This is a genomic window from Acinetobacter sp. CIP 102529, from assembly GCF_000368325.1.
Lineage (GTDB): Bacteria > Pseudomonadota > Gammaproteobacteria > Pseudomonadales > Moraxellaceae > Acinetobacter > Acinetobacter parvus.
Genome location: NZ_KB849355.1, coordinates 1,020,724 through 1,042,070, shown reverse-complemented (window position 1 = coordinate 1,042,070; position 21,347 = coordinate 1,020,724). Strand labels below are relative to the sequence as shown.

Here is a 21,347-nt window from a genome sequence, read left to right as displayed (position 1 = left end):
TGGCAGGGGCGGCTGGATTCGAACCAACGGATGGCGGGATCAAAACCCGCTGCCTTACCACTTGGCGACGCCCCTAATCGGTAACCTTGAAATGCCGTAATGGCGATTCTGCCAAACCATTCACCAAGTATGCTTTACAAGGCGCATTTTGCAAAATTTGCTTTACATTCATTTCCTGAATTACTTCAGTGAAAACACAGGCACCTGTACCTGTAAGCTTTGCCTGACCAAACTGATCCAGATATTGCATTGCTTCCTCAACTTCAGGGTATAACTGTCGAGCCAGAGGTTCAAAGTTATTTCCGAAAAGAGAAGGTTCTAACTGATAGGCGCAAAATGTAGTGGGCTTGGTATCTCTTGTCAATGTTTTTTGTGAAAAAAGCAGTTGAGTGCTGATAAAACAGTCAGGTTTTAAAACAATGAATTGTTTTTGAGCTAAGTCTATGAATGATAAATGTTCACCCACTCCTTCAGCCCATGCATTTTGCCCAAAAATAAAAATTGGAACATCAGCGCCAAGCTGTACGCCATAGGCTGCAAGTTGCTCATCATTTAACCCACACTGCCATAATTGGTTCAGTACAATCAATGTGGTTGCGGCATTGGATGAGCCGCCACCCAGACCTGCACCCATCGGGATATTTTTTTCCACTGAGATCTTTAATCCACAGGGTGTCTTGGCGTGTGGACGCAGGTATTGTGCAGCCCGATAAATCAGGTTTTGTTCCAGTTTTACTTCGGCTACTCCCTCAATCTGAACCTGATTTTCTTCAATGGCCTCAAAACTGATCCAGTCATAAAGATCAATCAGTTGGAAAATACTCTGCAATTCATGGTAGCCATTGTCACGGCGACCCACGATATGCAGGAATAAATTAAGCTTGGCAGGGGATGGGACACGTAAAATGGTCATATTTGCTTCCGTAACATTTAAGACTGCACCCACCAACTCTCTAGACGTAATCCAGCCACACGTTCAAACTCACGTATGTTATTGGTGACACAAATGAATCCCTGACTACGGGCATGCCCTGCAATCATGGCATCATAACTGCCAATAGTTTTGCCTGTTTTTGATAGTTCAGTCCGAATTTGTGCGGTATGTGCTGCGGCATAATTGTCATAATCAAGGACGATCAGATTTGCCACAAATTTTTCAATTTCAGTCAGATTGGTTTGGGGATTGGATGATTTTTCTGCACCGTAATACAACTCCATTAAGGTGATCGAGCTGATACAAAGATAATCCTGATACTTGGAAAACTGTTGGATGACTTCAATCGGCTTTTTCTTAATCGCATAGATGCAGATGTTGGTATCCAGCATGTATTTCAACATGATTAGAAACTTTCTCGTTCTTGCACAATCGGTTGCTCACGTTCCTGAAAACAATCTTCGGTCAGTTGTGATGGCGTATTCATCCATAATTCCCAGCGTTTTCCAATAGGGGTTAAAATTCGTGTATCTCCAATACTAATCACTTCTACCTGTTTGATATGTTCAGGAAAAGCAACCGCTTTGGGCAAACGTACCGCTTGGTTGCGATTATTTTTAAAGATCGTTGCTTTTTCCATCGTGATACACCTATTTGGAAGTATATGTTTTTAGTATATCCCAAAATGTTGAATGAAACACTATCTGTTCTGAATAACCATTGTAATACGGTTTTCTTGATCTTCCTCAAGTGCCTGCTTCAACAAAAGCTTGTTGGGCAAGGTCTGGGTGTCGTTATAACTAAAATCAACCGTCCAGCCATCTTCAATCAGTTGTTTTAAACGGTTGTTTTGATCTTTGGTGATCTGGGCGTTTGCTGTGGCTGGTTTGGCTTGAATCCAGTAGGTTAAATGCATAATCGGCGCTTGCCAACCTGTGGCTTTTTCCAGCAATTCTTCAGGAGAGGCTGCGGTAATTAAGCCCGTTTTGGCGCTATTCAATGTCACTTCGCCAGGCTTACCCTGAATCTGGGTTTTACCCACTCCCAAAATGCCTGTGAGTTCAATATCGAACTGATCTTGTTGCTGTAGCCATGTAAAGAATGCACTACCTGACTGCTGTGGGGTGCGCACTCCAATTTTGCCCTGTAAGTTAAAATTGTTTTCATCTTGTAGCTGTGGTGAGGCAATCACTTTATTCGGTTGACTTAAATGTTGACACCCAGTGAGAAACAACACACTACTGCTACACGTGGCCAGACATATTTTTGCAAACAAACGCATGGGGTTAACTCTTTTTTACGGTTACAGGTAAGATTAACCCATCAAGTTGTTGTAATTGTGGGGCATTTGCATGTTTTTGTTTCAGTTGCTGTAACACATCGCTAAATTGGGCGAGTGAACCCTGCATATACAGCGCCTTGGCATAGCGAATCCCAATATTCACATTCTGACTAATACTATAGGCTTGTTGTAGCGCCTGAACTGCGGTATCAAAATCATTTTGTAAAAAGGCAATATAACCAAGTGTATCCAGAATAGAGGCTTGTTCTGGTGCGTATTCCAGTGCCAGTTCAGCATATTTGCGCGCTTCCTTTAAGCGGCGATTCTGCAATGCCAAGGTATAGGCATAGGCATTCAGATAGGTTGGACTGTTTGGTTCGATTGCCAATAGCTGTTTGAGTGTTTTATCCAGTTTATCCCGATCTGTATATGGGTCGAGCAATAACACCTCAGCATAGATCAGCTCTGGGTCATCTGGAATGTTCTTGATCGCTTCATCCAGCAGGGTCAGGGCCGCTTTTTTATTGTCCATTTTCTTTAAAATGTCGGCTTGGGCCTGATAAAGAAAACTGGCGTGCTGAGGATAGTTGACCCGTTCCTGAGTCAGGAAACGCAATGCATCATTTAGTTGTTCCTGCTTCTCAAAAATCGCAATCATGTTTCGGCGGGACACGATATACAAGCTGCCATCAACAAGACGATAATAGGCCTTTGCCGTTTCATAATGCTGTTTGCGCTGTGCATTAATCGCAAGATAATAATAGGCTTCATTCTGGTATTTTGCCGAAGAGCGTAAATCAACCAGATATTGTTCCGCTTTCTCATATTGCTTGAGGTCAATACTGGTTAGGCCTGCAATAAACAGAGCCTCCTCAGCCTGAGGATGGTCTTTAATAATATTTTCAAGCTTGTCTAAAGCTTCCTCTTGCTGGTTGATTTGGATGTAGTAACGTGCTTCAGCCAAGCGGACATCAAGGTTATTCCTGTTTTTACGACTGGCCTTGGCAAACCATTTTTGTGTGGCGGTATCATCGCGTAAAGCCATGAGTAAGTTGGCTTTCATCAGGATAAAGCTGGTGGATTTTGAACGTTTGCGTAAGGCGCGGTTAATATTGCTCAGTGCTTGTTCATATAAGCCATCCTGTGCCTCTAATCCCGCGATTAACGCTAAAATAGAGGGGTTGTCCTTTTCTTTGCTTGCGCGTAAGGCATTGAGCAGAACTTCACGATCTTGCGCCTGTTCAGGTGCAATACCTGCGAGAATTTGTTCCAAATCGGCGGTTGGGTCAATATTTAAAATCTTGTCCAGTGTCTTGGCCGCAAGTTCATATTCATGTGTTTTCAGGGCAATATGCGATAAATAGAACAAAGCAGGCACATCTTTAGGTTCCTGCTCAACCCAGTGCGTGGCAATGTCCAAGGCTGCCTGTAGATCGTTGTATTCCAGAGCAACATCTAAGGCACGTTGCTTAATGATGGTGGAATTGCTGCGAATGGCAAGCACGGTATAGTTGTGCAGGGCTGTTGCAATATCGTCATAGGCAAGGGAAAATTCGGCAACCATGCTCTGTTGTAGGGCATGTTCAAAGCTTTGGTCAGCATACATATCATGTATTGCTTGTGCGGAGACATAAGCGTTCATACTACCTAACAACAAGATTGTGGTAGAATACCGTCTAATCGTCTTGCCGTTAAAATAGGTACGGCGATGTAGCTGACGCAATTTTTATTGATCCAAAGTAATGCTTTTTATGACACCGATGTTGCACAATAACATAAATTTAGCGAAATGATGATCTGATATGTCTTTCTTTGCATTGGGTGTCAACCATCAGACAGCTTCTGTTGAGCTTCGCGAACAAATTGCTTTCAATGCAGAGCGATTAGCCCAGCTATTGCTTAAACAACGCCAGCATTCTTCACTGAAAGACATGGTGGTGGTTTCCACATGCAACCGAACCGAAGTGTATGCCATGACGGAAGATGCGGATAGCGTCCTGAATTGGCTGGCCCAGGTGAATAATATTGATGTAAAACAGTTAATTCATCATGTTTATCGTTACGAGAATGCCCAGGCGGTTACACATCTCATGCGTGTTGCCAGTGGTCTGGACTCACTGATGTTGGGTGAACCACAGATTTTAGGGCAGGTTAAAAGTGCATTGGCATTGTCCAAAGATGCGGAAACGGTATCGCCTGAGCTGAATAGTGTTTTTGAATATGCCTTTTATGCGGCAAAGCGGGTTCGCTCGGAAACTTCTGTAGGAAGCCATGCGGTTTCCATGGGCTATGCGGTTGCGCAATTGGCTTCACAAGTGTTTAGCCATCCAGAAAATCTCACCGTTATGGTGGTTGCGGCAGGGGAAATGAATAGTCTGGTTGCCAAGCATTTGGCGGAAATGGGGGTGGCCAAGATTATCATTTGTAACCGTAGTCGTGAACGCGCTGATTTGCTCGCACAGGAAATTGCACATCAGGTCGATGTTGAAATTATCTCTTTTACAGAACTTGCACAGAACCTGCATCGGGCCGATGTAGTTTCAAGCTGTACGGGCAGTTTGCATCAAGTGATTGGTTATGCGGATGTTAAGATAGCATTAAAAAAACGCCGTTATCAGCAAATGCTCATGGTTGATTTGGCTGTTCCGCGTGATATTGATCCAAAGGTTGAATCACTGGACAACGTTTATTTATATGGCGTTGATGACCTGCAAAGCGTGATTGATGAGAATCTGGCACAACGCCGTCAAGCGGCGGTAGAAGCTGAGATTATGGTCAATCAGTTGGCAACCCAATTGATGACCCAGCAAAAGGTCAAGGAGGCGAGTGGCACCATTCAGGCCTATCGCCAGCACAGTGAGGAAGTAAGCCAAAAAGAATTGCTGCATGCCTTGGAGTCGTTAAAGCATGGACATGATGCAGAGCAGGTACTACAGGAATTTGCGCATCGCTTAACACAAAAGCTCATGCATCCAACCTCTATCTTATTAAGAGAGGCTGCCAAGGCTGAAAATCCAGATTATTTTGAGTGGTTACAGCAACATTTACAGTATGTGTTTGAACATGAGCGTAAGCCGAGACAATAAATATTCTATTCTTGTTCAGTGGTTGTTTGTTTAGCTTGTTTTTCTAGCCATTCCAATACATCAGTATTTTTAACCCGATCATAAATATCTGCCACCTTGATGGTTAAATCAATTGAATCCAGTTTAATCTCATCACCCATGAAATAGTGCTCAGCTTTCCAGTTGGTACGGCGACGCAATACTTCAACTTCAGCAGTATCTTGTTCAACCAGTAGATATTCCTGAGGGCTGGTTTGCATTCAGTGTAGCAGAGATTTGATAAAAGGAAACGATCATTACGCAATGGATTAAGACAACAACCTTAAACCAATCTGCTTGGTTAACTCATTGAGTTGCTGGCGTAAATTTCGCGACTCAATGAGAGAAATTGGTGATTTGAGTTTTAAGCGCAAGTATTTTTCCTGAAGTCCTAAAGCGTATTCTTTCGCCAGTTTATCTGCAATTTCAGGTGCCTGTGTAAGTGACTGAATATCGGTACGCTGCATAATATCGGCAATTTCATGGCTGTAGTTGCTACAGGCACCCAGTACATAATAGGTTGCCAATTCCTGATCATCGGGTAAATCATCAAACACAATATTTAATGAGGCTAGAATTTTAGCCAACAGTTCAGTGTGGTCAATGACTGCACGTAATTCTTCAAAGTGAATATATAAAAATGGATGGTGCATTAAGATCGCAATGGCAAAATCCTCATCTTTGGTATGAATGTTAAAAGACAGGGATGCATCATGGCTGATTTGAGGCGTAAAACGTTTACCCAAACCCAGTTTTTCACGGAAAGACTGGGTCAGCAAATAACGAAATGAGCCATGTTTAGGTAACAGTTCGGTTAATTCACGCAGTTCACCCATCACCAGACTTTTACCCTCGGGAGAACTAACATCATGTTGCCCTGTTAAATGCGCAAACACAAAGTCTGACAATAAAGGAGCCTGTTGCAGTAGCTTTTGAAAATTTTCCAAACCCTCCCGACGAATGAGCGAGTCGGGGTCATGTTCATTCGGCAGTACAAAGAACTTTAATTCACGGCCATCGTTAAGCAGGGGCAGGGCAATTTCCAAAGTACGGCGTGCCGCTTTTTGCCCTGCTGCATCACCATCAAATGCAATGGTGATTCGTGAGTTTTGTTTAAATAGGGTGGTTAAATGATCGGCATTGCTGGCTGTTCCCAGGGTTGCCACCGCACCAGAGATGCCATATTGCTGTAGCGCAATCACATCCATATAACCTTCCACCATCAGCCAGTCATTGGCCTTAAGTTTACGCCCTTCATATAAACCATAAAGGAGCTGGTTTTTGTGGAACACTTCCGAGTCAGGTGAGTTGATATATTTGGGCTTGATTTCATCATTTAAGGCACGGCCACCAAAACCCACCACACGACCTTTATGGTCACGGATTGGGAAAATCACGCGGTCACGCAGTAAATCAAAATCCCGACCACTGTCACTGGAACGAATCAAGCCAAGTTGTTTTAGCCCGTCAATATCTTGGGGAAAAGCTTTTTCCAGATGCTGCCAATCTTCTGGTGCATAACCCAAGCGCCAAAACTGAATGGTTTGGGCAGATAAGCCCCGTTGCCTAAAATAATTCTGTGCTTTCTGGCTGTTGGGAAGTTGGCGTTCGTAAAATAGTGCAATATTTTCCAGAAGATCATAGAGATTGCCTTCCTGCACCTGTTCATCCATCGTAAATGATGGGTCGAACTGTGCAAAAGGGTCATCCATATAACGATCCATATCCACAAAATGATCGTCGATGGATTCAGGGATGGCTGGTGAAGTTGGACTATTATTCTGTGCTGGTGCAGGTTGTGGTGCAGCAACCTGTTGCGGACTACGCTTATAGGATAGTTTTTTATTGTCCTGATTGTCTTTGGGGAGGTCGATGCCTGTCTTGTTGGACAGTTCTTTGATCACATCGACAAAATTTCGACCATCAATATCCATCAGGAAACGAATGGCATTGCCATTGGCCTGACAGCCGAAGCAATGATAATACTGCTTGTCTCGGTAGACGTGGAATGAAGGTGATTTTTCCTGATGGAAAGGACAGCAGCCTGAATAAGTACGCCCAGTCTTTTTTAACTTCACACGTTGACCAATCAAATCGACAATGTCGGTTCGATCCAGAATTTGATCAATCGTATGCTGTGGAATTGCCATAGGGTTTAACCGTTTAAAACTGGGGGGACATCTTTATGATTTGTCAGCATCATTGTTGCATAAAATGAAAAACAGGCAAGGGTTGGCTTGCCTGTTTGGTGCATTCAGATGACTGCAAATTAATTTGCGGCATCTTCCTCGCTTGGATTGTTGTCAATAACAGCAGGTGCAGGATTGCTTGCAGGTGCAGGCACTGCCGATTCAACAGGTGCTGATGTTTCAGGCTTATCCAGTAAACCAAAGCTCAAACGGTTGGTGAGGCTGCGTTTTTCCATTTCAGTATTGGCTTCTATATTTTTGCTATCCACAGTTTTCGATTGACGACCCAATAAGCCCAAAGTTGCACGGTTGACCCAACTACTGTCTTTACGTGCCGCACGTAAATTAACTTCACCATTCGATTTAACTAAATTTGGATAGTTAAGCTTCAGGATGTCAACATATTGTTGGGAGGTCGCTGTATCACCAAGCTTTTGGTAACTATAGGCTAGGGTTGCCAAAGCTTCAGGTGTCTGTGGAGTTTGTGGATAGTGTTCAATTACCCATTGTGCACGTTCAGCAGCAGCTAACCAGGCTTTGCGCTGAATATTGAAACGCGCTGCGTTCATCTCACTCTCAGCCAGTTCCTGAGCGATATATTTCATGCGTTGCGCCGCATCGACAGAATATTGGCTACTTGGGAAACGGCGGATCAATTCCACAAAGTTTTGATAGGCAACTTTGATGTAGCTGACATCACGGTGTGACTGTTGCAGTGAGGTATAACGAATCAGGCTATCGTAGTTCATTTCCATGTTGGCGACACCACGAACATAATAGGCATAATCAACATTTGGATGTTGCGGATTTAAACGGATGAAACGTTCCGCCAGTGCAATCGTGCCCTCATAATCTTTTTGTTTGAATTTGGCATAAAGAAGTTCAAGCTGTGCCTGCTGTGTATATTGTCCAGTTGGATAATAGGTGTCCAGGGCTTCAAGCGACTTTACCGCATCGGTATATTGATTGCGCTCAAGTGACTTTTGTGCTTTTTCAAAATAAACCTGTTCACTGGATTGTGGTCCTTTATCAACCACATCTTTCTTGCTTGGATTGCTGCTACAGCCCACAAATGCAGACGCTACGCCTAAAGATAGTGCCAGTATCGTAATTTTATAATGGGGTAGCGACATAAAAATTCCTCTGTTTTTGGGACAATAAGCTACAATGGTGCTATTAAACCATTTTTGTACCGATCATCAAATGACTTCAGCACAATCTTCCAATTCAAATTTCTCTGAAACAGATTTCTTACTCGAAGATTCTGTCGATGCAGATAATCATAATTCTGACTCAACTGCAACACGTTTATCGTTGCAAATTCAACTTGATGAAACCTATTTAGGCCAACGGATTGATCAGGTTGCAGCGATGGTCTGGAGCGAGTTTTCCCGTGAAAAACTCAAGCAATGGATGAAAGATGGTCATCTGTTGGTAAATGGTAACATCGTAAAGCCGAAGTACCGTTGTGAGGGCAATGAACTGCTTACCCTTGAGGTTGAGCTTGAGGCACAAACCTCAAGCCAGCCTGAAAATATTCCACTCAATATTGTCTATGAAGATGACGATATTATCGTCATTAATAAAGAAGTGGGCATGGTGGTTCATCCAGGTGCAGGCAATCCAACAGGCACTTTAGTGAATGCCTTGCTTTACCATGCACCGAAACTGGCGGAACTGTCCCGCGCTGGCTTGGTACATCGTATTGATAAAGATACCAGTGGTTTGCTGGTGGTTGCCAAAAATCTTGAGGCCCAGTTTTCATTGAGTAAACAACTGGCAAAGAAAACCGTTTACCGTGTTTATGATCTGGTGGTATATGGCAATATTATTGCGGGTGGCACCATTGATGAGCCAATCAAGCGCCATCCTGTAGACCGTGTCAAAATGGCGATCTTGCCAGGTGGGCGTGATGCGGTAACACATTATAATGTCAAAGAACGCTTCCGTGACTTCACCCGTATTCAGGCACAACTGGAAACAGGGCGTACCCACCAGATTCGTGTACACTTTAGTTACCTCGGACATGGTTTGATTGGGGACCCTGTTTATGTCAATCGTGTACGTTTTCCAGCAGGTGCATCGGAAGCATTAATTGATATGCTGCGCAGCTTTAAACGTCAGGCATTGCACGCAGCCAAACTTGGTCTGGTTCACCCACGTACAGGTGAGGAGATGATGTTTGAAGCACCGTGGCCAGAAGATTTCACTCAGTTGGTTGAAGTATTACGTCGTGAAAATGAAGCTTACTAAGTAAACTGAATTCGACGTAAATATTACTTAATTTATTGAAAAATATCTTAACGGAGTCTTGCTGGGTTCTCATCGAATTTCAGGATAAGCTTTCCGCTGGACTTACTTTTGTTTTGGCAAAAGTAAGCAAACCCATTGTCATTCGCAAAACTCGTTCACGACTAGCAGCCAGTTTAATAGATCGCAGAAACAACATCTTATTCATGAAGTCCTGTCTCGAACAATTGCGAATGACGTTTCCGAATATCATATTTTTGTCAAAATCACGTTAAGCAAGGAATCATTGATGGAATTTGTACAAGGTTTGCCTAAAGGTGTGTATGTGGGGCAAACGCGTATTGAACATGCTCAGGCAATTGCGACCAGTAACCAAAACCTGACTGGCTTTAACTTGGCTTTGCATGTCAATGATGATCCGCAACGGGTTCAGCAGCATCGTATGATCTTGCTAAATGAATTATCTGCATATGGTGTTGATAAAATTACCTGGATGACGCAAACCCACAGCACCATTTGCCATACCGTGAATGAACAGATTTCATTTGTTGCGCTTGAGGGCGATGGTCTGGTCACCCAGCGCAGAGGTCATGCCTTAATGATGATGACTGCGGATTGTCTTCCTGTGGTCTTGGGCAATGCCAATGGCACCGAAGTTGCTAATCTTCATGCGGGTTGGCGTGGTTTGGCCAGTGGCATTATTGAAAATACGATTGTTGAAATGAAGTCTCAACCCGCTTGGGCATGGTTGGGTGCAGCCATTAGTCAGCCTTGTTTTGAGGTGGGAGCAGAAGTAAAGGTGGCTTTCTGTGAAAAATATCCTGAACTGGAAAGCGCTTTTATTATTGGTCAAGTTGAGGATAAATACCAAGCCGATTTATATGCGATTGCCCGATTTATTTTAAATCGTTTGGGGGTGAAAATAGTGCTTGGTGGTGATCAATGCTCATATCAACAAGACCAAGATTACTTTTCTTATCGCCGTGATGCAAAAACTGGACGGATGGCAACATTTGTATTTATGCAATAAATTGCATCCTTTGCGTGGTTGATTCGCCTTGTCGTGTTTAAAAATGTTAAACTTGATCTAATTCATTGGTTTTTAAATTTCCCATGTCTGTTATTGAGCAAATTACTCCCCAAATCAAAGTTTGTGTGATCTACCATAGTCCTTATGGACATACAGCCAAAGTTGCACAATACATCGCTCAGGGTGCCGAGCAGGTAGGTGCAGAAGTGCATCTGCTTTCTGTGGCTGCGCCGCAGTGGGATTTATTAGACCAGGCTGATGTGATCGTGATGGGTTGTCCAACCTATATGGGAAGCTTAACTTCTGCCTTGAAACAGTTCATGGAAGATTCTTCTAAACGCTGGTTGGCTCGCACATGGCAGGGCAAATTGGCTGCTGGTTTTACTAACGGTGGTGGTCTCAGCGGAGACAAATTGGCGGTATTACAGCAAATTAATTTGTTTGCGATGCAACATGGGATGCTATGGGCAGGCTTGCCTTTTATGCCAACGGGACGAAGCCCTTTAGATATTAATCGTATGTCTAGTTTTTTGGGTTTAATGACGCAATCTGATAATGCCAGTGTTGAAATCACACCACCTGAAGGTGATTTGGAAACTGCACGAAAGTTTGGGAAATATCTGGCGGAACTAAAATTTAAAAGTAAGTAAAATCAATAGAGTATAAGAATAATATCTGTACACGACAAAAATAGATAACTCATTGAAATAATGTCACAATAATTGTTTTCTAACGACGAATACTATGACACATCTCAATGAGTTATATCTTATGGAAATGGGGAAAATGGTGACTTCGCTTGACCCACAAGCTTTCTCAAAACATATTGCAAATCAGGATGTGATTGCTGAACTGGTTTTAAAAATCATTCAAGTGAATGAAGCATTCTTTAAGAAAGAGAAACAACAAAGTAGATCAAAAACCGAGGTCAATGAGTCCACCTGGTTTGATTCGATTCAATACTTGATTGGTTGCGGTCATAGACCAGATGATATTTTAACGATGTCATGGCGCATTTTTGAAATACATTGAAGCGGCTCAAAAAAATGAGCTACAGAATATTAAAAATACTGCTGTGGCGGTGCGTATTGCGATGCAATCAAATAAACAGGAGTGGGATAAGACCATAAAACAATTAGAAAAATAATGAAAATCTGTTAATGACTTCATTTCGATCATTTGTTAAATTGTGTGAGATTAATAACAATCGGATAACACAATGAAAAAGTTTTTATTATTAGGGGTTGTTTCCTTTTTATTATCTACAAGTGTATTTGCGCGTGAAACTAATTCAATGCGTTCATCTACCGAACTTGTGACAGTTGGTGATAGTGAAGAAAGTTTGCTGCAAAAGATGGGCAAACCTAGACCAAGATTTTTTGTCTATGAAGATGGACGTTTTTCTTGTGCTGCTACAGAATATAAGTACGATATTGATATGCAAGCCTACACGGTTTGGGTGTGTAAAGGTCAGATATTTAAAATTGATGTGAAGAATAAGTGAGAAGAAGATGAAAAAACTAATAATTGGTTTTTCTTTAATCTTGTTTTCTGCCACTTCTAATGCTCAAGTTTATCAATGCAAAGTTAATGGGAATTCAGTTTTTCAGGATAAGCCGTGTAAGGACATAAAAGCAAAACAAAAGGTTTCCTGTTTGAACTATGGGCAAGAAGTTAATTTTAAGGATAAATTAAAGGAAGAATGTATAGAATCATCATCGAATTATAGTGGTTATGGTTCTTCTGCTTCGAGTTATAGAACAAATTACACTGGCGCATCCTCAAGTTATAGCGGTGATAGTCGAAGTAAAAATCAGTATGTTTCTGGTTATTCAAGAAAAGATGGCACCTATGTACAGCCATATCATCGCGCATCAAAAAGGTAAATTATAAGATGTCAAATTGTCCTAGCTGTGATTCTAAAAATACTAAAACTTTAGCTATGATTTGGGCAGGTGGAAGTAGAACTGGTCAAAGTGGCTTCGGCGGTGTTAGTGTTTCTACAAGCGGTCGAATATCTGTTGGAGGTGGTCGTGGGCGATCTGCATCACAATCACATCTGGCTGCTGGGTGTGCGCCACCAAAAAATAGCTCAATGCCAAAGATTGTGGTTGTGGTATTATTTTTAATGTTCGCCATGCCATTACTAAAAGGGGCTTTAAGTGTTTTTTCAGAGCCTAAATTAATGGATGGTATTTTAAATTTTATTATCTGTGCTCCGCTGTTGGGTTTATTAATCTGGGGCTTAATTAAGCTTTATGCAAAAATGGAATCCCAAAACAAAACAGCACTATCCAACTATTCCAAAACATGGATGTGTTTGCGTTGTGGAACTCAGTTTAAGCCTTATGACTAATGATGCGGTGTTATGAATAGAATTTATATTATTTTGATTATTATTGTTCTGATAATGATTGGCGTAGTTTGGAAATCAAATAGTGATCGAAAAGCGAGAGAAGAAGCTTTAGCTCAGCAAACACAGCAACATAATCAAAAAATGGCACAGATTGAAGCTGAAAATCAAGCAAGATTAGCTCAAGAAGTTCGAGATAAAGCCCAACAAGAACAGAGTCGTATTGAACCTAGTGATAAGATAGAGCCTGAACAGAATACGGTTAATAGTGAGCCTCCCAGCAAAAAAGCCGCAATAAGTAATGAGGAGTTATCATCTCGATGCAAATCAATGTCAGAATTAGCAAGAATTATTATGCAGAAACGGCAAGATGGAGTACCAATGTCGGAGATAGTTGAAAAGGTTGTAAATACCACACCTCAACCACTTCAAGAAGTCTTAAGGCTAACGGTTATTAGTGCATATGATAAACCAAGATTTAACACGCCTGAGATTCAACAAAAAACTATATTGGATTTTGAGAATGAATCTTATCTAACTTGCACAAAGGCTGGAAGTTGATTTATCTTGAAATGTAAGCCCGACCAATAGTCGGGTTTTTAATACCTAATTCAACCAACAAACCGTAATACGTTTTAAACGAACCTGTCAGCAATGGCAGGTTTTTTATGCCTAAAGGAAAGTTGTATGGCTACAAATAGCTTAGATTTCTTATTGAACTTACAAGCCAACACAACAGGCTTTGACCAAGGAATTAACGGCGCAAAGTTTGCTGTTAATGCGCTTGTGGGCGCAATGGCTGCGCTTGGAATGGGGTTAGGCGTAAAGGAACTAGCAGAAGCAGCTGATAGCTACGCAATGCTCTCCGCAAAGATTCAACAATCAACAAAAGATAGCGGAAACTTAGAGGTGGTCCCACTTTTTTTTAGAAAATTATTTATGCAACATCCTTGCCTTATCCCTTTGCCAGTCACGATCTTTTTCGGTGGCACGCTTGTCATGTAACTGCTTACCTTTCACTAGCGCAATTTCCAGCTTAACCAAATGACCTTTCCAATAACAGGCAAGCGGCACACATGAATAACCTTTTTGATTCACTGCACCCAAAAGCTTTTCCAGCTCACGACGAGACAAAAGCAACTTACGGGTACGTGTTGATTCAGGAACCACATGCGTTGATGCAGACAATAACGGCTGAATTTGTGAACCAAATAAAAAGGCCTCACCATTTTTAAAGATGACATAACTTTCGGAAAGTGTCATACGCCCCGCACGCAAGGACTTTACTTCCCAGCCTTGGAGAGACATACCTGCCTCAAATTTTTCTTCAATAAAGTAATCGTGGCGTGCTCTTTTATTTTGAGCAATCGTGCCACCACTATGTTTTTTTACGACTGTTGCTTTAACCATAATTCAAACTTCCACAATTGCATCTATTGTGCCGTAAAACGCAATCTTTTTCCATCGTTTAGGAATTTCGCGTTTAGCCCGAACATTTGTTAAAATACACCCCTTATCTCATTCATTAGAGTACAACGCATGTCTAAAACACGTGTGATTTATCCAGGGACTTTCGATCCAATTACCAATGGACATGTTGATTTGGTTGCAAGGGCATCAAAAATGTTTGATGAAGTTGTGGTGGCCATTGCAATTGGACATCATAAAAATCCAGTGTTTAGTTTAGAAGAACGTGTTGAACTCGCAAAAGCATCACTGAGCCATTTGAATAATGTTGAGTTTGTGGGTTTTGATGGCTTGTTGGTCAATTTCTTCCGTGAGCAGCGTGCAACAGCGGTACTCCGTGGTTTAAGAGCAATTTCAGATTTTGAATATGAGTTCCAGTTGGCCAATATGAACCGTCAGCTTGATCCACATTTTGAATCTGTATTTTTAACACCCTCAGAGCAATTCTCATTTATTTCATCGACGCTGGTGAGAGAGATTGCCCGTTTAAAAGGTGATGTGAACAAGTTTGTGCCTGCCGTTGTGGTTGAGGCATTTGAACGAAAACATCAACAAGGTTGGTAAATGTCCTTATATATTACAGATGAATGCATTAACTGTGATGTCTGTGAACCTGTATGTCCGAATGAAGCCATTTATATGGGTGAGCTGATTTATGAGATTCACCCTGCACTTTGTACAGAGTGCGTAGGCCATCATGATCAGCCACAGTGCCAGTTGTTTTGCCCAGTCGATTGTATTCCGCTTGACCCTCAGCATGCTGAATCCCATGATGAGCTCATGGATAAATATAAGAAGCTGACTGCACAAAAAAATGCGAGCAATTAATTGCTAACTTTGATAAGATGCGCCACGAAGTGGGCTGGACGGTCGCCGCTGTGGAGGTCTTCGTGACTGAAGCAGGGGAGGAAAGTCTGGGCTTCAAAGGGTAAGGTGCTAGGTAACGCCTAGGCAGCGTGAGCTGACGACAAGTGCAGCAGAGAGTAGACCGCCTCATTCGTGAGGTAAGGGTGAAAGGGTGCGGTAAGAGCGCACCGCATGGCTGGCAACAGTTCATGGCATGGTAAACTCCACCTGAAGCAAGACCAAATAGGAATCCATTAGGTGTGACCCGCATCGGATTCGGGTAGGTCGCTTGAGCGTATGAGTGATTGTACGCCTAGAGGAATGATCGTCTTCGACAGAACCCAGCTTATAGGCCCACTTCCAAGATTTTTTGAAAAATACGCTTGACGTATGTAGTGAAAGTTAAGATAATGCGCCCACAGTTTTTGGCTATGTAGCTCAGTTGGTTAGAGCACCGCACTCATAATGCGGGGGTCACAGGTTCAAGTCCCGTCATAGCCACCATTTTATAGACCACGCTCCTGCGTGGTCTCTTTTTGTCTGTTGTTTTTAAAATATGCTGTGCTGTTCAGGATATCAATTTTCTCACTGTATAAAAGACATGCTTTCCCTGGATTTTTAGGCTGATTTAAATGTTTGTTGAAATTTGATCAGTTGGAAATTAAAAGACTAAAAACTGCGCATATGTTTCGTGTTTTCAAAACCATAGACTTGACCAGCTATACGGAACACTAGATAATGCGCTCACAGTTTATGGCTATGTAGCTCAGTTGGTTAGAGCACCGCACTCATAATGCGGGGGTCACAGGTTCAAGTCCCGTCATAGCCACCATTTTAAAAAACCACGCTCCTGCGTGGTTTCTTTTTATCTATATGATGCTGCCTGTTATTGTCGTTTCAAACCAAAACAGCGTTGTTCTGGTTTATGTAGAGGCTATAAATGTTTTTCGATGGTCGCCAAGGTCTGTGGGCTTTCGTAGAACGGTTTTAGAATTAATGTAATGATTGGCTCTAATACACCATGCTCGTCTAAAGCGGCTACAACTTTTGGATAAAAACGTACAGCCTCATTGAGTAAATCTGTGTCTTCCAGACCAATTGCTGCAAAAATATCTTCCAGACTTTCATCTTTATAGAAATCATAAAAGACTTTTACACCGTACAGGATCAGCTCTTGTATGAAAGAGGACTGGCGTAATTCTTTCCAGTATTCATAGATCATCACAAAGAATTCTTCAACATCCAATGGAGTCACCTGTTTGGTGTATTCTGATAGCGGCTTGGCCTTGTTATCATCCCAAACATTGCGGGCAAGACTTTCCATGTCATCATTAGACAGTAGGCTTAAATCAGCCAGTTGCTCCTGAATAAATTTGCCTATGCTTTCTTCCAGTTTCTGCTCAATTCGTTGTTGCTGGCGGTATGAAAAGCTTTTTAGTTTTTGCTGCCATTCATACTTGCTTTCAGATATTCTGTCTTCATCAGCCTGTGAAAACAGTTTTGGCAACTTGTTCTGCAAGGTTGTGGTGGCAATGTACTGGCACAATTGCTCAATAGAGGGACTTTCTTTAAGGAAGTGGTTGAGATAGTGGCGGATATTTTCCAGTTCCAGAAATTTGGAAAGCCATATTTCAAACTGCTGATCTGAAAATAAGTCTTGTAATTCTGCTGAAGACTGTAAAGAAAAAACATGCAGCCGTTGAGCAATCTCACCAATAAATTCCAGTAACCCTGCACCAAGCTGCATTTCAAAGGCATAACGCTTAACGACAGCCTGAATTTGCTCCAGTTCAACAACTTCCCTGAGTTGGATGTCTGGCGCATGTTGTTTGACATCCTCCCCCACCTAAAGGAGGGGGATTCCTACTGCTAGATGGCAATGTCCTGCCACGAAACAGATACTATAGTTCTCTGCTTCTTATTCCAATGTAGTCCTACCTTTCGGATTGCAAAGAGTGCACGGATTACAATGGGGAAAACTGTTTTTTTCGTGTTGTATCAGTCTGCTGACTAAAAATATACAACGTAATTATCATAGCACATGGATTACTAGATTCAAATGTTTTTAGCAATCCTAGCTAATCCCCACAAGAGGGACTAGCGGATTGCAGCCTTATATCCTCGGGCTAAATCCCGAGGTTTTACGGCTATTCGGATAAAAAGCTGGATAAACTGTTGAAAAAACTCAGCAGAAAGCTGGGTAGTCAGTTGGTTTTTATAAAATGCCACCTGCTCAAGCAAAAGTGCTTGAGCAAGGTGTTGTGACTTTTCAGAAACAATCTGTTCAGTCATTCGCAGTCCATCCATTGACGATAGGGTAACGGCGTTCACGACTGAACGCACGCGAGCTGATACGTGGTCCAATTGCCCCTTGGCGACGCTTGTATTCGTTACGGTCAACCAAACGAATAACTTTCTCGACCACTTCAGCTTCATAGCCTTTGGCAATGATGTCTGCCTGACTCAGGTCTTCCTCAATGTAGGCGTACAAGATCGCATCCAGTACATCATAGGCTGGTAAAGAATCCTGATCTTTCTGGTCTGGGCGTAACTCTGCTGATGGTGGACGTGTAATCACACGTTCAGGGATAACAGGTGTTTTACTCAAAGTATTGCGATATTTCGCCAACTCAAACACGATGGTTTTATACACATCCTTGAGTACAGAGAAACCACCCACCATATCACCATACAATGTGCAGTAACCCACTGAAATTTCCGACTTGTTACCTGTGGAAAGGACAAGGTTGCCAAACTTATTCGATAAGCCCATCAACAGAGTGCCACGGGTACGTGCCTGCAAATTTTCTTCGGTTGCATCGGCAGGGCTATTGCCAAAGAATGGATAAAGGGTTTGCATGAAACTGTTCACAATTGGATGGATTTCTGCAATACCAAAGGTTACACCCATACGGCGTGCCTGTTCAGTCGCATCCTCCACACTCATTTGAGAGGTATAAGTATAAGGCATCATCACAGCCTGTACCTTATCTGCGCCAATCGCATCCACCGCAATCGCAAGGGTGAGTGCGGAGTCAATACCACCCGATAGACCCAGAATCACGCCAGGGAAGCCTGAACGTTGCACATAGTCGCGGGTTGCCATGACCAATGCCTGATAAATTTCAGCAAAAGTGTCGAGGGGAGGCGTGGTTTTTGCGGTTTTAAACAGCTTCTGTTTTGCATCATATTCAGCGAAATAAACAGATTCCTGAAAACTTGGGGCCTGTAAGGCAAGCTGCCCATTATGATTGCTGACAAAACTCGACCCATCAAAAATCAGGTCATCTTGTCCACCCACCTGATTCACGTAAACAATATTCAGGCTAAGCTGTTTTGCCAGCTCATTCAGGGTTTGTACACGGTGCTGTGGTTTACCGACTTCATATGGTGAAGCATTTAAGATCAGCACAGTTTCAACATTGAGCTGGCTTAACTGTTTAACGGTATTGAGTGACCACACATCTTCACAGATCAAGACACCAAACTTATGCCCTAGATATTCAAAAACCAGATGCTGGTGACCCTCCTGAAAATAACGTTTCTCATCAAACACACCGTAGTTTGGCAAGTTATGTTTATTGTAAACACCTAAAACCTGACCATCTTTCATTACAGCGGCGGAGTTATAGCGATTCCCATCCTCAGTCTGGTGCACAAAACCGAACACCATCACAATATCTTTGACTTCGTTTAACTGGGCAAACGCCTTTTGGGTTCGTTTTTGTAGGTTCGGACGAAGTATAAGGTCTTCAGCAGGGTAGCCCAGCGTGGAGAGTTCTGGGAAGATGATCAAGTCAGCCTGTTGTTGTTTCGCTGAATTTGCCTGTTCAACCATCTTTTGAGTATTTGCATCAATATTGCCAATATGCGGAGAGAACTGAGCAAGGGCAACTTTAAAATTTTTCATTCAAACTTAATCCTGAGTTTTAACAAATTATGATATGCAAGTTTTTGATTTATATAGGTATGGTTTTAAAAAACATTGCTATATCATGGCGCCAGACATTCTATATCTTAAAGAAAAATGACAAGTTTACTAATATATACTAAATGCACATTTTTCTGCGTAGAAAAAACAAATTTTTCTGTGTAAAACGGCAACATTTCTCAATGTTTGCGTAGTTATGCTGCATGAGTGTGAAGAAATTTCATATAGCGCTATAAAGTTTTTTTCCGCTCATTTTGGTGTATGGACATGATATGTACTGATAATCCATTTTAAAGTTTAATTTGTACAATAAATATACATAAAATAATAAAAATGACTATATTTTACTTATTTGAGGTGGGGTTTTTATAAAATAATTTAATTAAATCAATTTGTTAAAATTTTATATACCGTTTGTCGGGAGTTACTTTGCTACGCTTGAGTGTACAACTGTACACTGCTATTATCTTAATTAATGTGAACATGTGTACACTATTGTTATCCAATGAAGCATCATGTTGTAATACATGATCAGAAAAAAAGAGGTATTCGCTATGTCAGTAGTATGATTTTCTGTAATTGCCTTAGGATTGGCTGTGGTTGTTGGTCGTATTGGTACAGTCATGTTCCGAGAACAAGAGCAGGAACTTAAATAAGTTCAGAAAAACCTGATTTTTAACATGAGAGGTAAGTAGTAATGATTCCAGTAATTTTATTTCCAGTGGTTGCATTTGGTTTGGTAATTGGCGTAGGGCGTGTTGGTACAATTGTTAAGGATGCAATGCGTGTGGATTTTACGACTGAAATGGATGATAGTCATGAACACAGCCCAGAAGCTCGCAAAGGCTCTATTGTTTAAAGTAGATTGCGATCCAATTACCTAAAAAGCCCTGTGGATAAAATCACGGGGCTTTTTATTTTTTAATGATATTTGGAATTTTCCTGAAAAAAATATCTCGTGCAATGTCACCCTGCTGTTCAATATTATAATCCTCAAAAGCTTTGCCCTGAATAAATTGATAACAGTAAGGATTGTATTTTTTAAAACTTAGATAATAGCCCAGTTGTAGAATTGCACCTTTCAGAATGACATTAGTCTGTTGCTGGTATTGTAAAATATGTGCCAGCTCATGAATAAAAACACCCTGTAATGCCATTGAGCATTTTGAATAGTCTGCACTGAAAGAGGTTTGACATGCGAATAAATTGCCATTCGGTGCGATAAAAATATTGGCTGGCTGCCAGGGGAGATAGGGGGTATTGAAAATTCTCACTTGATCATAGTTGATCAGGTTGCCAAAAACCTGCTGTGCAATCTCCACTTCACCCTGCGTGAGTCCACGACATTCAAATTCATTTATCCTAAAATGGACAATCAGGCTGGAAATAAATCTGGCTTCTAATCTCTGTATCAACGATTGTGTGGGCTGGGACATATTTGATGATATCTGGGATTAAAATTATTGTTGGGAATTATCTTCACTTGAAAAGAAAAACCCCAGTTAAAACTGAGGTTTTACCACAACTAAAATGACCACTGCAAGTAGGATCAGGGTGGGCATTTCATTAAAGAACCGCCAAAACTTATGTGATTTGTAGTGGGCATTACCAATCAGTTTTTTACGGTAATAACCACATACAAAATGGTAAATCACCAGTAAACCCACCAAACCGACTTTAAGATAAAACCATAACGCTTCATGATAGTGTCTGGTGGCATCCCCCCAGTCCACAAGGAAATGGGCGGTGATGAGTGTGGCAATCATGGATGGCCACATAATGCCACGGTACAATTTACGTTCCATGACCTCAAAGCGCTGATGACTGACAGTATCTTCACTCATCGCATGGTAAACATAAAGACGAGGCAGATAGAATAATGCAGCGAACCAACACACCACAGCGATAATATGTAATGCTTTAACCCACAAGAAAGCATCAGAAGGTGCATCCATCGATCA

The 21,347-nt window shown here is 41.8% G+C and carries 27 protein-coding genes, 3 tRNA genes, 1 other RNA gene and 1 pseudogene; 17 read left to right on the top strand and 15 right to left on the bottom strand.

From position 1 onward, the window contains the following. The 6 genes from F972_RS10235 to F972_RS10210 all read right to left on the bottom strand — a co-directional run bounded on the left by F972_RS10235 (position 1) and on the right by F972_RS10210 (position 3,939). Positions 1–75 (bottom strand) — tRNA-Gln (locus tag F972_RS10235). Next, positions 74–907 carry a 4-(cytidine 5'-diphospho)-2-C-methyl-D-erythritol kinase gene (gene ispE, locus F972_RS10230; RefSeq protein ID WP_171062530.1) on the bottom strand — a complete coding sequence of 278 codons (834 nt, stop codon included), beginning with the start codon at positions 905–907 and terminating at the stop codon, positions 74–76. Before ispE ends, F972_RS10235 begins: the two co-directional genes overlap by 2 nt. A gap of 23 nt (positions 908–930) precedes the next feature. Next, positions 931–1,326, bottom strand: a complete 396-nt coding sequence (vapC, locus tag F972_RS10225) for a type II toxin-antitoxin system tRNA(fMet)-specific endonuclease VapC (protein WP_004757353.1) — start codon at positions 1,324–1,326, stop codon at positions 931–933. Positions 1,327–1,340: 14 nt separating this feature from the next. After that, positions 1,341–1,574 carry a type II toxin-antitoxin system VapB family antitoxin gene (gene vapB / locus F972_RS10220; RefSeq protein ID WP_004676517.1) on the bottom strand — a complete coding sequence of 78 codons (234 nt, stop codon included), beginning with the start codon at positions 1,572–1,574 and terminating at the stop codon, positions 1,341–1,343. 60 nt (positions 1,575–1,634) lie between these two features. Then, positions 1,635–2,216, bottom strand: a complete 582-nt coding sequence (lolB, locus tag F972_RS10215; RefSeq protein WP_004769675.1) for a lipoprotein insertase outer membrane protein LolB — start codon at positions 2,214–2,216, stop codon at positions 1,635–1,637. A gap of 4 nt (positions 2,217–2,220) precedes the next feature. Then, entirely contained in the window at positions 2,221–3,939 is a 1,719-nt protein-coding gene (locus tag F972_RS10210; protein ID WP_004769674.1) for a tetratricopeptide repeat protein, read from the bottom strand. A gap of 79 nt (positions 3,940–4,018) precedes the next feature. Here F972_RS10210 and hemA point away from each other — a divergent pair, with 79 nt between their 5' ends. Then, positions 4,019–5,302 (top strand): glutamyl-tRNA reductase, encoded by a 1,284-nt coding sequence (gene hemA, locus F972_RS10205; protein ID WP_004757361.1) that lies wholly within the window; start codon positions 4,019–4,021, stop codon positions 5,300–5,302. A gap of 5 nt (positions 5,303–5,307) precedes the next feature. Here the strand turns inward: hemA and F972_RS10200 are convergent, their stop codons facing one another. The 3 genes from F972_RS10200 to F972_RS10190 all read right to left on the bottom strand — a co-directional run bounded on the left by F972_RS10200 (position 5,308) and on the right by F972_RS10190 (position 8,642). After that, positions 5,308–5,541 (bottom strand): hypothetical protein, encoded by a 234-nt coding sequence (locus F972_RS10200; protein WP_004757363.1) that lies wholly within the window; start codon positions 5,539–5,541, stop codon positions 5,308–5,310. A gap of 48 nt (positions 5,542–5,589) precedes the next feature. Next, complete coding sequence (locus F972_RS10195) at positions 5,590–7,470, bottom strand: DNA primase (RefSeq protein ID WP_004757365.1); 1,881 nt, start codon at positions 7,468–7,470, stop codon at positions 5,590–5,592. A 119-nt stretch (positions 7,471–7,589) separates the two neighbouring features. Further along, positions 7,590–8,642 (bottom strand): outer membrane protein assembly factor BamD, encoded by a 1,053-nt coding sequence (locus F972_RS10190; RefSeq protein ID WP_004769671.1) that lies wholly within the window; start codon positions 8,640–8,642, stop codon positions 7,590–7,592. A gap of 70 nt (positions 8,643–8,712) precedes the next feature. On the opposite strand from F972_RS10190, the gene rluD reads away from it, so the two are divergent. The 10 genes from rluD (at position 8,713) to F972_RS15460 (ending at position 14,147) form a co-directional block, all read left to right on the top strand. Next, complete coding sequence (gene rluD / locus F972_RS10185) at positions 8,713–9,762, top strand: 23S rRNA pseudouridine(1911/1915/1917) synthase RluD (protein ID WP_010589355.1); 1,050 nt, start codon at positions 8,713–8,715, stop codon at positions 9,760–9,762. Between the two features lie 286 nt (positions 9,763–10,048). Continuing rightward, entirely contained in the window at positions 10,049–10,789 is a 741-nt protein-coding gene (gene pgeF, locus F972_RS10180) for a peptidoglycan editing factor PgeF (protein WP_004682836.1), read from the top strand. Positions 10,790–10,872: 83 nt separating this feature from the next. After that, positions 10,873–11,439: a flavodoxin family protein gene (locus F972_RS10175; RefSeq protein WP_004676532.1), complete on the top strand. Its 567-nt coding sequence runs from the start codon at positions 10,873–10,875 to the stop codon at positions 11,437–11,439. A 94-nt stretch (positions 11,440–11,533) separates the two neighbouring features. Continuing rightward, positions 11,534–11,821 (top strand): hypothetical protein, encoded by a 288-nt coding sequence (locus tag F972_RS10170; protein ID WP_228127131.1) that lies wholly within the window; start codon positions 11,534–11,536, stop codon positions 11,819–11,821. Beyond that, a complete protein-coding gene (locus tag F972_RS16425; protein WP_262572252.1) occupies positions 11,808–11,936 on the top strand; it encodes a hypothetical protein in 129 nt (42 codons plus the stop codon). The genes F972_RS10170 and F972_RS16425 overlap by 14 nt, the downstream gene beginning before the upstream one ends. 72 nt (positions 11,937–12,008) lie before the next feature. Continuing rightward, positions 12,009–12,293, top strand: a complete 285-nt coding sequence (locus F972_RS10165) for a hypothetical protein (RefSeq protein ID WP_004676536.1) — start codon at positions 12,009–12,011, stop codon at positions 12,291–12,293. 7 nt (positions 12,294–12,300) lie between these two features. After that, entirely contained in the window at positions 12,301–12,675 is a 375-nt protein-coding gene (locus F972_RS15465) for a DUF4124 domain-containing protein (protein ID WP_004682833.1), read from the top strand. Positions 12,676–12,683: 8 nt separating this feature from the next. Then, positions 12,684–13,145 (top strand): hypothetical protein, encoded by a 462-nt coding sequence (locus F972_RS10160; RefSeq protein ID WP_004682831.1) that lies wholly within the window; start codon positions 12,684–12,686, stop codon positions 13,143–13,145. Between the two features lie 12 nt (positions 13,146–13,157). After that, the gene (locus F972_RS10155; RefSeq protein WP_004682829.1) at positions 13,158–13,703 is read left to right on the top strand and encodes a hypothetical protein; all 546 of its coding nucleotides are present in this window, start codon (positions 13,158–13,160) and stop codon (positions 13,701–13,703) included. A 126-nt stretch (positions 13,704–13,829) separates the two neighbouring features. After that, positions 13,830–14,147 (top strand): hypothetical protein, encoded by a 318-nt coding sequence (locus tag F972_RS15460; RefSeq protein ID WP_004682827.1) that lies wholly within the window; start codon positions 13,830–13,832, stop codon positions 14,145–14,147. On the opposite strand, the gene smpB is transcribed toward F972_RS15460, so the two are convergent. After that, positions 14,076–14,552, bottom strand: a complete 477-nt coding sequence (gene smpB, locus F972_RS10150) for an SsrA-binding protein SmpB (RefSeq protein WP_004682825.1) — start codon at positions 14,550–14,552, stop codon at positions 14,076–14,078. The two genes, F972_RS15460 and smpB, sit on opposite strands and share 72 nt — an antisense overlap. A gap of 129 nt (positions 14,553–14,681) precedes the next feature. Here smpB and coaD point away from each other — a divergent pair, with 129 nt between their 5' ends. From coaD to F972_RS10130, 5 genes are all read left to right on the top strand, one after another. Then, positions 14,682–15,173: a pantetheine-phosphate adenylyltransferase gene (gene coaD / locus F972_RS10145; RefSeq protein WP_004676544.1), complete on the top strand. Its 492-nt coding sequence runs from the start codon at positions 14,682–14,684 to the stop codon at positions 15,171–15,173. Continuing rightward, a complete protein-coding gene (locus F972_RS10140) occupies positions 15,174–15,437 on the top strand; it encodes a YfhL family 4Fe-4S dicluster ferredoxin (RefSeq protein ID WP_004676546.1) in 264 nt (87 codons plus the stop codon). It begins immediately after the preceding gene. Between the two features lie 26 nt (positions 15,438–15,463). Then, an RNA gene (gene rnpB, locus F972_RS14790) (RNase P RNA component class A) lies at positions 15,464–15,820 on the top strand. A 62-nt stretch (positions 15,821–15,882) separates the two neighbouring features. After that, positions 15,883–15,959 (top strand) — tRNA-Met (locus tag F972_RS10135). Positions 15,960–16,210: 251 nt separating this feature from the next. Then, a tRNA-Met gene (locus F972_RS10130) sits at positions 16,211–16,287 on the top strand. A 102-nt stretch (positions 16,288–16,389) separates the two neighbouring features. On the opposite strand, the pseudogene F972_RS10125 reads toward F972_RS10130, so the two are convergent. The 3 genes and pseudogenes from F972_RS10125 to F972_RS10115 all read right to left on the bottom strand — a co-directional run. Further along, a pseudogene (locus tag F972_RS10125) lies at positions 16,390–17,283 on the bottom strand (hypothetical protein); the annotation flags it as partial. Positions 17,284–17,552: 269 nt separating this feature from the next. Continuing rightward, positions 17,553–17,747: a hypothetical protein gene (locus tag F972_RS10120; protein WP_004682821.1), complete on the bottom strand. Its 195-nt coding sequence runs from the start codon at positions 17,745–17,747 to the stop codon at positions 17,553–17,555. Next, positions 17,740–19,365, bottom strand: coding sequence for an NAD+ synthase (locus F972_RS10115; protein ID WP_004757370.1), 1,626 nt, complete (start codon positions 19,363–19,365; stop codon positions 17,740–17,742). The genes F972_RS10120 and F972_RS10115 overlap by 8 nt, the downstream gene beginning before the upstream one ends. 718 nt (positions 19,366–20,083) lie before the next feature. On the opposite strand from F972_RS10115, the gene F972_RS16050 reads away from it, so the two are divergent. Next, positions 20,084–20,245: a hypothetical protein gene (locus F972_RS16050; protein WP_004676555.1), complete on the top strand. Its 162-nt coding sequence runs from the start codon at positions 20,084–20,086 to the stop codon at positions 20,243–20,245. A gap of 55 nt (positions 20,246–20,300) precedes the next feature. Here the strand turns inward: F972_RS16050 and F972_RS10110 are convergent, their stop codons facing one another. Then, on the bottom strand, positions 20,301–20,822 hold the full coding sequence (locus F972_RS10110) for a hypothetical protein (protein ID WP_004682818.1): 522 nt from the start codon (positions 20,820–20,822) through the stop codon (positions 20,301–20,303). A gap of 66 nt (positions 20,823–20,888) precedes the next feature. Beyond that, the gene (hemJ, locus tag F972_RS10105; RefSeq protein ID WP_004676559.1) at positions 20,889–21,341 is read right to left on the bottom strand and encodes a protoporphyrinogen oxidase HemJ; all 453 of its coding nucleotides are present in this window, start codon (positions 21,339–21,341) and stop codon (positions 20,889–20,891) included. Between the last annotated feature and the right edge of the window lie 6 nt (positions 21,342–21,347).